Origin of the sequence: Microtetraspora malaysiensis, assembly GCF_001528665.1 — a bacterium.
In the GTDB taxonomy this organism is placed as follows: domain Bacteria; phylum Actinomycetota; class Actinomycetes; order Streptosporangiales; family Streptosporangiaceae; genus Microtetraspora_A; species Microtetraspora_A malaysiensis.
Genome location: NZ_BBYJ01000004.1, coordinates 435,515 through 448,654, shown reverse-complemented (window position 1 = coordinate 448,654; position 13,140 = coordinate 435,515). Strand labels below are relative to the sequence as shown.

Sequence of the window (13,140 nt, the reverse complement as noted above, 5' to 3'; positions counted from 1 at the left end):
GAGCTATATCGATTAGAGGTATAGCGATACGATGCGGCCATGGCAAGCGGGGAGCTGGCGCTGGCGATCCTCGGCTTCCTCAACGAGGAGCCGATGCACGGATATGAGCTCAAGCAGCGGATCGCGGGGCTGAGCGGGCATGTCCGTCCGGTCAGCGACGGCGCGCTCTACCCGGCGATCACCCGGCTGGAGAGGTCGGGCCTGGTCGACCGGCGCGAGGAGGAGGGGGCCGCCGCGGCGCGGCGGCATGTGCTCTCGCTCACCGGCAAGGGCCGGGAGGAGCTGTTCCGCCGGCTACGCGAGCCGTCCGACCTGGAGATCAGTGACCAGTCGCGGTTCTTCGCGCTGCTGACGTTCCTGTCGGCGCTTCCCCGGGAGGACCAGGTAACGGTGCTCCGGCGGCGGCTGGACTTCCTGGAGGCGCCCGCGAGCTTCTTCTACCGTTCGGGAAAGCCGGTCAGGGCCAGGGAGGTCGCCGACCGCTTCCGCCACGGCATGCTGGTCATGGCCCGCGAGATCGGAGCCGTGGAGAAGGCCTGGCTCAAGGGCGCCATCGCCGATCTCGCTGAACCGGGCCCCGGTCCGGCCGAAATCCCCGACCCCTCTCCTGACCTGTCCGTACACCATCCGTGAGGGCGCTCGCTGCGCCGTGCGAGCCCGGCGAGCGGAGTTCCACGCGATCACAAGGGCTCGCGGCGTGACGGGACCGCGAGCCCACGCGTGATCAGGTACGGCGTCAGAGAAGGCCGCGGCGGGCGAGCAGGGGCTCGATCTGCGGGTCACGGCCCCGGAAGTCGCGGAACGCCGTCAGGGCCTCCATGCTGCCGCCCTTGGACAGCAGCCGCTGCCGGAACCGGTCGCCGTTCTCCCGGCGCAGCCCGCCGTTCTCCTTGAACCACTCGACCGTGTCGGCGTCGAGGACCTCGCTCCAGATGTAGGAGTAGTAGCCCGCGCTGTAGCCGCTCGACCAGATGTGCGCGAAGTAGGTGCTCCGGTAGCGCGGCGGCACGGCGGGCAGGTCCACGCCCGCGTTCCGCAGCGCCTCGGCCTCGAAGGTCTCGGCGTCGCCGCCCGTGTAGGAGGTGTGCCAGGCCCAGTCCAGCAGCGTCGCGGCGAGGTACTCGACCGAGGCGAAGCCCTGGTTGAACTTCTGCGACTCCAGCATCCGGTCCACGAGCTCCTGCGGCATGGGCTCGCCGGTCTCGTAGTGCTTGGCGTAGTTCGCCAGGATCTCCGGGTCGGTCGCCCACATCTCGTTGACCTGCGAGGGGTACTCCACGAAGTCCCTCGGCACCGCCGTACCGGAGACCCGGGGGTAGCGGACGTCGGAGAACAGGCCGTGCAGGGCGTGGCCGAACTCGTGGAACATCGTGTTGACCTCGTCGAAGGTCAACAGGGTCGGCTCGCCCTTGACGATGTTGAGGTTGTTGACCACGACCGGGCGGGTGCCGTCCAGGTCCGACTGCTTGACCAGGCTGTTCATCCAGGCCCCGCCGCGCTTGGCGGCGCGGGCGAAGAAGTCCCCGAGGAACAGGCCGAGTGGCGAGCCGTCCTCGTTGAACACCTCGAAGACCCGGACGTCCGAGTGGTAGCCCTGCAGGTCCGCCCGCTCCCGGAAGGTGAGGCCGTACAGCCGCTGCGCCGCGTAGAAGACGCCGCGTTCCAGGACGCTGTTCAGCTCGAAGTAGGGGCGCATCCGGGAGCTGTCGATGTCGTACCGGGCCTTGCGCACCTTGCCGGCGTAGAACTCCCAGTCCCACGGCTGGATCGGGTGCCCGGCGATCTCCTCCAGGTCGGACTGCTCCTTGCGGGCGTTGGCCACGGCCGGAGGGACGAGCCGGCCGAGCATCTCGGTGACCGCCTGCGTGGATCCGGCCGTCTGGTCCGCGAGGACGTACTCGGCGTGGTTGGCGTAGCCGAGCAGCTTGGCCCGCTCCTCGCGCAACGTGGCGATCCGGGTGATCAGCTCGGCGTTGTCCGCCCCGCGGCCGACGGACGCCTTGTGGATCCGCTCACGCAGCTCCCGGTGGGTGAGCTCGGCGAGTGCGGGCTGGCGGGTGGGCAGGGTGAGGGTGACCAGGTAGCCGGCGTCCAGCCCCCGCTCCTTGGCGGTCTCCTGGAGGCCCTGTACGGCGTCGGGGGAGAGCCCGTCGAGCTCGGCGACGTCCTCGACGGCGACCGCCCGCGCGTTGGTGTCGGCGAGCAGGTTCTGGTGGAAGGTGGTCGCGAGGGTGGACAGCTCCTCGTTGAGCTCCCTGAGCCGTGCCTGCTCCTCCTCGCCCAGTTCGGCTCCCGCCCGGATGAAGTCGGTGAGGTAGCGGTCGAGGAGCCACTGCTGCTCCCCGTCCGCCGCCTGTACGGCCCGGATGCGGGCGAACAGCCGCGGGTTCAGGTGGATGGCGTCGCCGTGCGTGGACAGCTTGGGCGTGATGTCCTTCTCGATCTCCTGGACGCCCGGCGTGGCGTCGGAGGACGCCTGGTTGAAGAAGACCGTCGAGACCCGGTCGAGGAGCCGGCCGGACCGCTCCAGAGCCTCGATCGTGTTCTCGAAGGTCGGCGGCTCGGAGTTGTCCGCGATCGCCGCGATCTCGGCGAGATGCTCGGCCATCCCCTGCTCGAACGCCGGGACGTAGTGCTCCTCCCGGATCTCCTGGAAGGGAGGCAGTTGGTACGGCAGGGAGCTGGGGCTCAGAAACGGGTTCGCCGTCTGGGACATCGGGGGCTGCTCCTCATCGCTGTTCTCGACGCTGGTGGCTCTTCTCAGCCTGGCACAGCAGGGTCGTGAGCAGCGATGAGGAGCCACGCGGGCAATCGTTTTGGTGATGAGCCGCAAGCTGGGCTATTCTTTCGGAGTCGCCAGCGAGCCCCAAGGGGCGAGCGAAACGATGGGGTATAGTGCAATTGGCAGCACGACTGATTCTGGTTCAGTTAGTCTAGGTTCGAGTCCTGGTACCCCAGCTGCATCCCTCCTTCGGGAGATGCTACGGATTCGGGTTCCCCCCGGTCCGATCACAGTGTGTATGGTCCCGTCGTCTAGTGGCCCAGGACGCCGCCCTCTCAAGGCGGTAGCGGCGGTTCGAATCCGCTCGGGACTACCACACACTGCGAGGTCCCGTCGTCTAGTGGCCCAGGACGCCGCCCTCTCAAGGCGGTAGCGGCGGTTCGAATCCGCTCGGGACTACTTTTTCTCCAACCCCCGGAACATTCGTTCCGGGGGTTTTTCGTTTGTCGTGGTTCCACCTCCGGACCCCATCGCCGTTGACTGGACAGTGCTGCTATCCAATAATTGGGGAGCTGGACTATCTAATTGGAGGTGTGTGGGGATGTTCACACTGCTGGCGGACGGCCGCGACGAGGTCGTCCCGGGTCTGACCGTCCCGGCCGGAGAGAAGGTCCTCGGCTGGGAGCGCAAGCCGCACGGCTGGTGCCGGGGGGACGCCTGCATCCCGGCCTTCCGGGCCGCGGCCGCCGAGACCGCCGCCGGCACCGACCTGGTCGCGTTCGCCGGGCTGCTCGGGCGCGGCGTCGTGGTCGACCACGACGAGAGGCTGATCGCGGTCGGTGACGCGCGGACGATCAGTCCCGAGGAGGCTCCGGAGTTCGAGCTGGACGGCTTCCGTCTCGACGGCCTCCGCGGTACCAAGGTGGCGCTCGTCTTCTGGGCGTCGTGGTGCGGCTGCCGCTACGACCTGCCCGCCTGGGAGCTGCTGCACCGTGAGCTGTCCCCGGACGGCTTCAGCGTGGTCAGCGTCTCTCTCGACCGGAACCGCGATGACGCCGCCCCGTGGATCGAGGACGTGACCCACCCGGCGCTGGTCGACACGGAAGGCGCCGTCGCCGAGATGTACGGCGTCATCAACGTCCCGACCGTCGTGTGGATCGACGAGGAGGGGCGGGTGGCCCGGCCGCAGGACACCATGACCGCCACCGACACCTTCCGCGAGATGAACGGGCTTTCCTCCGAGGCCGCCACGGCGGCCCTGCGCCGGTGGGTCGTCGAGGGCGAGTCCGGTCTGTCCGAGCAGGCCGTACGGGAGCACCTGCGCGTCCCGACCGAGGAGGAGCGGCTGGCCCGGCTGCACGCGCGCCTCGCCGCCTGGCTGTTCCGCCGCGGCCGCGCGGACGCGGCGCGCGGGCACGCCCGCCGGGCGGCCGAGCTGGCGCCGCACGACGTCGCCATCCGCCGGGGGCTGATGCCGCTCGACGGCGTGGATCCGTTCGGGGACGGCTACTTCCGGCTTCGCGCCGAGCTTGAAGCGAGTGGGACGCCGATTTACCGGCCGCTGCCCGACTGGGCGGGGGAGCGGTGACGTGATGGGGTGGGTTGCGGTGCGCGGCACCTGGGTTCCAAAATCAGACTCATGACCACGACACTGCGCTCGCGCACGCACAGCTGGGCCCCGCCGACATTGCCGGGGGACGTCGCGGAGTTGAGCGGCCTGGAGTTCCTTCAGGCCATGCTCGACGGCCTGATCGCCGCTCCGCCGATCGCCGGCACGATGGGTTTCACGCTGCTGAAGGTCGAGCCCGGGGTGGCGATCTTCGAGGGGGAGACGGGAGAACACCAGTACAACCCGATGGGCTCCGTGCACGGGGGCTACTTCGCCACCCTGCTCGACTCGGCCCTCGGATGCGCCGTCATGACCATGCTCCCGGCCGGGACGGCCTATACGACCACCCAGTTGAACGTGCACATGGTCCGCCCGGCCTTCGCGCACACCGGGCTGCTGCGGTGCGAGGCGAAAGCCCTCCATGTGGGCCGGAGCGTCGCGACCGCCGAGGGGCGGCTGGTCGGCTCGGACGACGGCAAGCTGTACGCGCACGGCACGACGACGTGCGCCGTTTTCGCGATGCGCTGATGGTCCCGCCGCCGGGAAAGGGGACCGGCTCCGGGCGGCGGTCGTCGCGGACATGACAAGGGGACACGACCCCGCCGGATCGTGTCCCCTTCTCCGTGCCCTTCGGGGGCCGTGGACGCCGCCTAGCCGCGCGACCGGGCCTTGAAGAGCGCCCGCTTGGCGGCCTTGCCCACCTGCTTGTCCGGGTGGGCCTCGGCGACGGCTTCGAGCAGCTCCTCCAGGTGCGGGTGCGGCACCTTCCAGATCACGTCGAGCAGGCCGATGATCTGCTGCGCGGGGCCGATGTCGTGCAGGCTGCTGACGAACTCCGCGCGGCCGAGGCCCGCCGAGATCGTCCACATGTCGAGGATGAGCCAGTGCGTGTCGGCCGGGGTGGGCTCAGGCGCGTCCTCGACGTCCAGCTGGGCGAGGTGCGTCGCGGCGTACGGCCGGAGCGAGGGCACCTTGAGCGCCTCGGTCCAGGCGGGCACGGCCACCTCGCCGAGGGCGCCGACCAGGCTGGCGGCCTGCACCCGGACCAGGGCGTCGGCCTCGTCCTCCGCGGCGGCTTCGAGCAGCTCGGTGGCGGCCCGGGCCGGGTCACGCAGGTCGAGCCAGGCGGCGAACTCCGCGTCCGCCTCCTCCTCCGGCAGGTCGGCGCTCAGCGTCAGCAGGTCGAGCGCGGTCATCGCGTCGATGGCGGGCCGGGCGTCGATGTCGATGTCGGCGTCGTCCACCATGTGGACCACGCCCTCCACGCCGAGAGGCGTGAGGCGCACCTCGTCGCCCTCGACGGTCACCATGCCGTAGCCGGTCAGCCAGGCGAGCACCGGCGCCAGCGGGTCGCCGGCGGCGGTCCAGGCGTCGGAGCCGAGATCGTCGTACTCGCCGGCCGCCTCGGCCAGCTCCCCGCGCAGCTGTCCGACGGAGCGCGAGCCGCCGTTGACCAGCACGCGGACCAGCAGCGCGCGGGTCAGCCCCGACAGGGCGAGGGTCAGATCGTCGTCGTCCAGCTCGGGGTCGCCGTAGTCGATCGAGTGGAGGCCGAGCAGCCAGGCGTCGAGCACGTCGTCGTCGTCCTCGAACGGCCAGGCGGCGGTGTCGGGGTCGACGCTGACCGTGTCGTCATCGTCCGGGGCGAGGAACTCCAGGTCGATGGCGAGGTTCCAGAGGTTCCACAGCGACTGGGCGTCGCTCAGCCCGACGCTGAGCACCGCCTCCTTGACCTCTTCCTCGGTGAGCAGGGTCTCCTCGCCGACCTTGCGGCCGGAGCCGACCCAGAGCGCGAGACCGCGGGCCTGGGCGATGAGCGTGACCTCGCGGGCCGCCGCCGCCAGCTCGGTGTCCGGACGCAACCGGATCGTGGGCAGGTCGGCGATCTCGTCGGCGAAGGGTTCGAAGTCGCCGAGGCTCTCGTCCTCGTCGTCCTCGAACTCGTCCTCCTCCTCGTCCCAGTCGCGCTCGGCGAGCACGTCCTCCATCGCCTCGATGAAGTCGTCCTCGATCTCGTCGAGCTCGGACAGGAGGACGTCCACCGAGGCCGACCCCGTCGCCAGGCGGCCGGTCTCGGACAGGAACGTCAGATAGGACCGCAGCGCGGGGACCATGCCGTCGGCGGCCTCATCGGGGTCCTCGACGACCTGCGGAATGCGCTCAAGCAGGACGGCGCGCAGGTCGCCCGCCTTCCACAGCCCCACGTTGTCGCGGACATCCAGGCGATGCCAGAGAACGGCCGGGCCGACCAGGTCGGTATCGGTGCCCGGAGCGTTGGCGGGAGCCCAGAGGATGAACTCCTGCAGCAGTGGACGCAGTTCAGCGGCGGCTGCCTCAATGCGGTCTGTCACCCCGCCAGCCTAGGGCTAACCGGGCATGCTCTCTAATCAGTTAGCGCGCCGCATCGCCTCGGTGATCCGTTCCGCGGCGGCAACGACGGGGGCGGCGTGCATCCGACCCGGCGTGCGGGTGAGCCGCTCGATCGGTCCGGACACGGAAACCGCGGCGATGACCTTGCCGCCCGCGCCCCGGATGGGGGCCGAGACGCTCGCGACGCCCTGCTCGCGCTCTCCCACGCTGTGCGCCCATCCCCGCCTGCGTACGCTGGCGAGCGTGGCGGCGGTGAACTTCGCGCCGCGCAGGCCGCGGTGCAGCCGGTCGGGCTCCTCCCAAGCGAGCAGTATCTGCGCGGCCGAGCCCGCGGTCATCGGCAACGCGGACCCGACGGGTACGGTGTCGCGCAGGCCGCTCGCGCGCTCGGCGGCGGCCACGCACACGCGCTCGTCACCCTGGCGCCGGTAGAGCTGGGCGCTCTCCCCGGTGAGGTCGCGCAGATGGGTCAAAACGGGCCCGGCGACGGCGAGCAAACGGTCCTCGCCGGCGGCCGTGGACAACTCCGAGAGCCGGGGTCCCAAGACGAAACGCCCCTGCGTGTCGCGGGAGACGATGCGGTGGTGCTCAAGGGCGACGGCGAGGCGGTGCGCCGTCGGCCGGGCGAGGCCGGTCGCCTGGACGAGCTGCGCCAGGGAAGCAGGCCCCGCTTCCAGGGCGTTGAGAACGAGAACGGCCTTGTCGAGAACTCCGACTCCGCTAGAGTTGTCCATCCCCCGATACTGCCGTCTCGCGATCCGAGACGCAAACACGATGGTCCGGATTACCCGGTAGGCTTGTCCATATCCCGATATTTCCGTCTCATGATGAGAGACGTCGGGAGGTCGAACGCAAGGAGGCGTCACAACCATGGGTCGCACACTGGCCGAGAAAGTCTGGGAGCAGCACGTCGTGCGGCGTGCCGACGGCGAGCCGGACCTGCTGTACATCGATCTCCACCTCATCCACGAGGTGACCAGCCCGCAGGCGTTCGACGGCCTGCGCATGGCGGGGCGTACGGTGCGGCGGCCCGATCTCACCATCGCGACCGAGGACCACAACGTCCCGACCGTGCTCGGCCCGATCTCCGACCCGGTGTCGCGCACCCAGGTCGAGACGCTGCGCAAGAACGCCGCCGAGTTCGGCATCCGGCTGCACCCCATGGGCGACGCCGGCCAGGGCGTGGTCCACATCATCGGCCCGCAGTTCGGCCTGACCCAGCCCGGCATGACGATCGTCTGCGGTGACTCGCACACGTCCACGCACGGCGCCTTCGGCGGCATCGCGTTCGGCATCGGCACCTCCGAGGTCGAGCACGTGCTGGCCACCCAGACGCTGCCCGCGTACCGGCCGAAGACCATGGCCATCGAGGTCACCGGCGAGCTGCCGGTGGGCGTCACGGCCAAGGACCTGATCCTCGCCATCATCGCGAAGATCGGCACCAGCGGCGGCCAGGGCTACATCGTCGAGTACCGCGGCGAGGCCGTCCGCAAGCTCTCCATGGAGGGCCGGATGACCGTCTGCAACATGTCGATCGAGGCGGGCGCCCGGGCCGGCATGATCGCTCCGGACGAGACGACCTTCGCCTACCTCAAGGGCCGCCCGCACGCGCCGGCCGACGAGGCCTGGGACGCGGCCGTCGAGTACTGGAAGAGCCTGCGCACCGACGACGACGCCGTCTTCGACAAGGTCGTGGAGATCGACGCCTCCACGCTGACGCCGTTCGTCACCTGGGGCACGAACCCGGGCCAGGGCGCTCCGCTGGGCTCGGCCGTCCCCTCGCCGGAGGAGTTCGACGACCCGATCGAGCGGTCCGCCGCCGAGCGCGCCCTGGAGTACATGGGTCTGACCGCCGGGACGCCGCTGTGTGAGGTCCCCGTGGACACCGTCTTCGTGGGCTCCTGCACCAACGGCCGGCTGGAGGACCTGCGCGCCGCCGCCGACATCCTGCGCGGCCGCACGGTCGTCACCCGCACGCTGATCGTGCCCGGCTCCATGCTGGTCAAGAAGGCCGCCGAGGAGGAGGGCCTGGACCAGGTGTTCAAGGACGCCGGCGCCGAGTGGCGTGAGGCGGGCTGCTCGATGTGCCTCGGTATGAACCCCGACACGCTGAAGCCGGGTGAGCGCAGCGCGTCCACCTCCAACCGCAACTTCGAGGGCCGTCAGGGCAAGGGGGGTCGCACCCACCTGGTGTCCCCGCAGGTCGCCGCCGCGACCGCCGTCACCGGCAAGCTGACCGCTCCCGCAGACCTGGCCTAGGCCCTTTTCGAGGAAGACCACCGATGGAAGCCTTCACCACGCACACCGGCAGGGCCGTTCCCCTGCGCCGCAGCAACGTCGACACCGACCAGATCATCCCGGCCGTCTGGCTCAAGCAGGTCAGCCGTACCGGCTTCGAGAACGGGCTGTTCGCCGCCTGGCGGGAGGACCCGTCCTTCATCCTCAACAACCCCGCCTACCAGGGCGCCTCGATCCTGCTGTCCGGCCCCGACTTCGGCACCGGCTCCTCGCGGGAGCACGCCGTATGGGCGCTGCAGCAGTACGGCTTCCGCGTCGTGATCGCGGCCCGCTTCGGCGACATCTTCCGCAACAACTCGACGAAGATGGGCCTGCTCCCGGTCATCCTGCCCTCGGAGGTCGTGGAGCGGCTGCAGGCCGCGGCCGAGGCCGACCCCACCGTCGAGATCACCGTCGACCTTGCCGAGCGCGAGGTCAGGCTGGGCTCGGAGTCCTGGTCCTTCGAGATCGACGACTACACGCGCTGGCGGCTCATGGAGGGCCTGGACGACATCGGCCTGACCCTGCGTCACGCCGACGACGTCGCGGTGTACGAGAATGGACGGCAGCCATGGCTGCCGACGACTGTCTGAACGAGCTTCAGCTAGAGGACGACTACCTGGCGCGGGGGTTGCGTGAGGCGCACCGCCGCGTCCGGGCGATGGATGTGCCCCATGAAGAGCGGACCCGCCTGACACACAGGTTGCTTGCCATCTGTAACGTGGCGAAACAGGACATGGAGCATGCAATCGCCCGGCTTGATGCCTTCATCGCCTATCTGGACGGCGAAGCCGACACGCCGAGTGGGCGAAACGCATCGCAGGGTGATTGAGTCCCATGCACGAGTCCCCTAATTTCAAGCGCGTAAGGGGGAGGAACCAATGAACAAGAAGGAACTCGTCGACGCGATCACGGATCGCGTCGGTGACAAGAAGACGGCCACCGAGGCGGTCAACGCGATCCTTGACGCCATTCAGCACGCCGTCGCGAGTGGGGACAAGGTTTCCATCACCGGGTTCGGCGCGTTTGAGATGGTCCACAAGCCTGCCCGCACGGCTCGGAACCCTTCGACCGGCGCGCCGATCAAGGTCGAGGAGAGCTGGGGGCCCAAGTTCCGCCCCGGAAACGACTTCAAGGAGCTCGTCAACGCAGGCGGGAAGAAGTCGGCCAAGAAGTAGTGGCGGTTTTCGGTTGAGGACGGCGTCCGGATGATCCGGGCGCCGTCCTGCTTTTCCCCGCCCCGAGCCCGCGCGAGCGCCAACATTCACTACGGCGGTGAACCATCACGCTCGGGGCGCGGCGGTGTCTGGACTGAGGAACGAGTGGGCTGAGGGACGAGGCCCCGAGAGACGAGGGAAGACATCGACTGAAGGCGCCCCGAGCCCGCGCGAGCGGAGCGAGCGCAATTCAGCGGGGCACGGGGAAGGTGGAGAGGGTGACGTAGGTGATGCGGTCGCCGTCGAGGAGGATGTTCACCCGCTGGCCGGTGCGCAGCAGCCGCAGCGGGCCGGCGTCGAAGGCGGCGGTGTCGAACGGCAGCTCGGTGCCGTCGTCCAGGAACACCGACCCGCAGTGGGTCGCGTCGTCGAAGGTCTTCACCGTGGCCTGCACCTGATCAGCGTACTCGTCCCGACGCGGGGCGGATAATGCGTCGCCGCGAGGTGGGCGGGCCGGGCGGGGGGTGGTGGAACGCGCCCGTACTGAGGCTCTTCGGGGTCGGCGCGCCGCCGCCCCGGCTCAGCTCGCGTCGGGCGGCTCTTCCACGTAGGAGGCGAGGCCGCGCAGGATGATGTCGAGTCCGAGTTCGAAGCGGTAGTCGTTGGTCTCGTCCACCATGAGGTTCGCCACCGCGAGCATGTTGGGGAACCGGTCGGGTGGGAGCGCCCCGAAATACGCTTTCATTTCGTCGCGGATCTCGCTCCACGACTTGACGTCCTCGCCCTCGTAGCGCTCCCGCCAGATGGTCTCCTCGGCGACGAAGCCGTCGATGTAGGTCGAGAGCATGTCTCCGGCGATGGCGGCGACGCGGTCGGGCAACCCGGTCGCGCGCAGCAGGGCGAGCAGCCTCTCGACATGCGGCAGGAGCTCGGGGGAGAACGGCGTCTGCCCCATGGAGATGCGGGCCATGTCGCGGTGGTGCTGCATCCGGGCGCGGCTCTCCCGCGCGAAGTTCTTGAGCTGCTCCTGCCAGTGCTCGGGGTCGTGCTCCGGTAGCTCGAAGCCGTCGAAGAGCCGGTGGTACATCAGCTCCAGCAGCTCGTTCTTGTTGTCGACGTGCGCGTAGAGGGCGGAGACCGTGACGCCGAGCTCGGAGGCGACCCGGCGCATGCTCAGCCCGTCGAGCCCCTCCTGGTCGAGCACGACGAAGGCGGCGTCGACGATGCGCTCGCGGGTGAGGGGGACGCGTGCCCGGGTGGGGCGCCTGCGCGCTCGCTCCCAGGGCGGTGTGGGCATGTCGCGCTCTGTCATGTGGCCTCCCGCCGCACATGGTAGTGAACATCGCTCACCAGAACCGAACGGCGATCGGAAACGAGATATATCTTGTGCGCCACACAGAGGCGATATATCTTGAGAACACCGCACGTTTTCAACGAACGCCGTTCGATGATAGAACAGCGATCTGTCTAACTGAACAGTGTTCTCATGCACCCTGGAGGAAACCATGACCACATCCGACGAGGCGGTGGCATCCGCACCGCCCACCCACGAGCCGGCGCCGTACAGATGGCGTTGGGCCGCTCTTTTCGTGATCCTCGCCGCCGAGGTCATGGACCTCCTCGACGCGATGGTCACCAACATCGCCGGGCCGACGATCAGGGCCGAGATCGGCGGCAGCGAGAGCACGCTTCAGTGGCTCGGCGCGGCGTACACGCTGGCCATGACGACCGGGCTGCTCACGGGCGGCCGGCTGGGCGACATCTTCGGACGCAAGAGGATGTTCGTCATCGGCGCCGGGGGGTTCGTCCTCGGGTCGCTGCTGTGTGCCGTCGCCCAGTCGCCCGAGACGCTCATCTCCGCGCGCGTGGTCCAGGGCCTGTTCGGGGCCGTCATGCTGCCGCAGGGGCTGGGGATGATCAAGGAGATGTTCCCGCCCAAGGAGATGCAGTCCGCCTTCGTCCTGTTCGGCCCGGTCATGGGCCTGGCCTCGGTCGGCGGTCCGATCCTCGCCGGCTGGCTGGTGGACGCGGACTTCTTCGGCACCGGCTGGCGCATGATCTTCCTCATCAACCTGCCGCTCGGTCTGGCCGCGCTCGCCGGGGCCCTTCGCTTCCTGCCGGAGTCCCGCTCGCCGCACCCGCTGCGGCTGGACGTCCCCGGCGTCGTCATCGCGTCGCTGGCCGCGGTCTTGATCGTCTTCCCGCTGGTTCAGGGCCGGGAGAACGACTGGCCGGTCTGGTCGTTCGTGATGATCGGCGCGTCCGTCGTCATCTTCGCGTTCTTCGGGTGGTTCGAGTCGCGTAAGAGCCGGGCCGGGGGCGACCCGCTGATCGTGCCGAGCCTGTTCCGCAAGCGCGCCTTCACCGGCGGCCTGCTGACCGGCATCGTCTTCTTCTCCGGCATGGCCGGGTTCATGCTGGTCTTCAACCTCTACACCCAGATCGGGCTGGGCTACTCGCCGATCAAGGCCGGCCTCGCCGGAGTGCCCTGGTCGATCGGCATGATCCTCGGCATGGGCATCATGCAGGCGGTCAAGCGGTTCGGCCGCAAGGTCCTGCACGGCGGGGCGCTCGTGATGGCTCTCGGCGCGGCCGGCGTCTACCTGACCATCGACCTGGCCGGGATCGGCGTCACGCCGTGGCAGCTCGCGCCCGCCCTGATCGTGACCGGCATCGGCATGGGCCTGCTCATGGGCCCGTTCTTCGACATCGTGCTCTCCGGCGTCGAGCAGCACGAGACCGGCTCGGCCTCCGGCACGCTCACCGCGGTGCAGCAGCTCGGCAACGCGTTCGGCGTGGCTCTGCTCGGCACGGTCTTCTTCGACCTGCTCGGCCCGGTCCCCACCGGCACGAGCTTCGACCACGCCATGAAGGTCACGCTGTGTGTCGTGGTGGGCATGCTGCTGCTCACGTTCGTGGTCGCCTTCCTCCTGCCGAAGTACGCCCGCGAGGAGGACGCCCTCGAAGCGGAGCCGGCGAAGGAGGCCCTGTCCGCCTGAGCTGAG

General features: G+C 69.4%; 13 protein-coding genes and 3 tRNA genes. 11 read left to right on the top strand and 5 right to left on the bottom strand.

Annotated features, from left to right (window positions below):
• The first annotated feature begins 39 nt into the window (after positions 1-39).
• The gene (locus AWQ71_RS02000; protein WP_067125449.1) at positions 40-633 is read left to right on the top strand and encodes a PadR family transcriptional regulator; all 594 of its coding nucleotides are present in this window, start codon (positions 40-42) and stop codon (positions 631-633) included.
• A gap of 103 nt (positions 634-736) precedes the next feature.
• Here the strand turns inward: AWQ71_RS02000 and AWQ71_RS01995 are convergent, their stop codons facing one another.
• Positions 737-2,716, bottom strand: a complete 1,980-nt coding sequence (locus AWQ71_RS01995) for a M3 family metallopeptidase (protein ID WP_067125447.1) — start codon at positions 2,714-2,716, stop codon at positions 737-739.
• 170 nt (positions 2,717-2,886) lie between these two features.
• On the opposite strand from AWQ71_RS01995, the gene AWQ71_RS01990 reads away from it, so the two are divergent.
• The 5 genes from AWQ71_RS01990 to AWQ71_RS01970 all read left to right on the top strand — a co-directional run bounded on the left by AWQ71_RS01990 (position 2,887) and on the right by AWQ71_RS01970 (position 4,859).
• Positions 2,887-2,958: transfer RNA gene (locus AWQ71_RS01990), tRNA-Gln, on the top strand.
• A gap of 64 nt (positions 2,959-3,022) precedes the next feature.
• Positions 3,023-3,098: transfer RNA gene (locus tag AWQ71_RS01985), tRNA-Glu, on the top strand.
• A 10-nt stretch (positions 3,099-3,108) separates the two neighbouring features.
• Positions 3,109-3,181, top strand: a tRNA-Glu gene (locus AWQ71_RS01980).
• Positions 3,182-3,323: 142 nt separating this feature from the next.
• A complete protein-coding gene (locus AWQ71_RS01975) occupies positions 3,324-4,310 on the top strand; it encodes a redoxin domain-containing protein (protein ID WP_067125444.1) in 987 nt (328 codons plus the stop codon).
• A 51-nt stretch (positions 4,311-4,361) separates the two neighbouring features.
• Positions 4,362-4,859 carry a PaaI family thioesterase gene (locus AWQ71_RS01970; protein ID WP_067125441.1) on the top strand — a complete coding sequence of 166 codons (498 nt, stop codon included), beginning with the start codon at positions 4,362-4,364 and terminating at the stop codon, positions 4,857-4,859.
• Positions 4,860-4,981: 122 nt separating this feature from the next.
• On the opposite strand, the gene AWQ71_RS01965 is transcribed toward AWQ71_RS01970, so the two are convergent.
• Together AWQ71_RS01965 and AWQ71_RS01960 are read right to left on the bottom strand one after the other, a co-directional pair.
• Entirely contained in the window at positions 4,982-6,682 is a 1,701-nt protein-coding gene (locus tag AWQ71_RS01965) for a hypothetical protein (RefSeq protein ID WP_067125438.1), read from the bottom strand.
• Between the two features lie 36 nt (positions 6,683-6,718).
• Positions 6,719-7,435, bottom strand: coding sequence for an IclR family transcriptional regulator (locus tag AWQ71_RS01960; protein WP_066942797.1), 717 nt, complete (start codon positions 7,433-7,435; stop codon positions 6,719-6,721).
• Between the two features lie 136 nt (positions 7,436-7,571).
• Between AWQ71_RS01960 and leuC the strand changes: the two genes are divergently transcribed.
• From leuC to AWQ71_RS01940, 4 genes are read left to right on the top strand one after another with little or no spacing between them, the layout of a single operon-like run.
• Complete coding sequence (leuC, locus tag AWQ71_RS01955; RefSeq protein WP_067125435.1) at positions 7,572-8,960, top strand: 3-isopropylmalate dehydratase large subunit; 1,389 nt, start codon at positions 7,572-7,574, stop codon at positions 8,958-8,960.
• Between the two features lie 23 nt (positions 8,961-8,983).
• Complete coding sequence (leuD, locus tag AWQ71_RS01950; protein WP_067125432.1) at positions 8,984-9,571, top strand: 3-isopropylmalate dehydratase small subunit; 588 nt, start codon at positions 8,984-8,986, stop codon at positions 9,569-9,571.
• Positions 9,550-9,810 (top strand): SCO5555 family protein, encoded by a 261-nt coding sequence (locus tag AWQ71_RS01945; RefSeq protein ID WP_067125430.1) that lies wholly within the window; start codon positions 9,550-9,552, stop codon positions 9,808-9,810. Before leuD ends, AWQ71_RS01945 begins: the two co-directional genes overlap by 22 nt.
• Positions 9,811-9,859: 49 nt before the next feature.
• The gene (locus AWQ71_RS01940) at positions 9,860-10,156 is read left to right on the top strand and encodes an HU family DNA-binding protein (protein WP_066942789.1); all 297 of its coding nucleotides are present in this window, start codon (positions 9,860-9,862) and stop codon (positions 10,154-10,156) included.
• Between the two features lie 229 nt (positions 10,157-10,385).
• Here the strand turns inward: AWQ71_RS01940 and AWQ71_RS01935 are convergent, their stop codons facing one another.
• Both AWQ71_RS01935 and AWQ71_RS01930 read right to left on the bottom strand, forming a co-directional pair.
• Positions 10,386-10,589, bottom strand: coding sequence for a hypothetical protein (locus AWQ71_RS01935; protein ID WP_067125427.1), 204 nt, complete (start codon positions 10,587-10,589; stop codon positions 10,386-10,388).
• A gap of 126 nt (positions 10,590-10,715) precedes the next feature.
• A complete protein-coding gene (locus tag AWQ71_RS01930; protein ID WP_067125424.1) occupies positions 10,716-11,447 on the bottom strand; it encodes a TetR/AcrR family transcriptional regulator in 732 nt (243 codons plus the stop codon).
• Positions 11,448-11,640: 193 nt separating this feature from the next.
• Here AWQ71_RS01930 and AWQ71_RS01925 point away from each other — a divergent pair, with 193 nt between their 5' ends.
• Positions 11,641-13,134 carry an MFS transporter gene (locus AWQ71_RS01925; RefSeq protein WP_067125421.1) on the top strand — a complete coding sequence of 498 codons (1,494 nt, stop codon included), beginning with the start codon at positions 11,641-11,643 and terminating at the stop codon, positions 13,132-13,134.
• Positions 13,135-13,140: the final 6 nt, after the last annotated feature.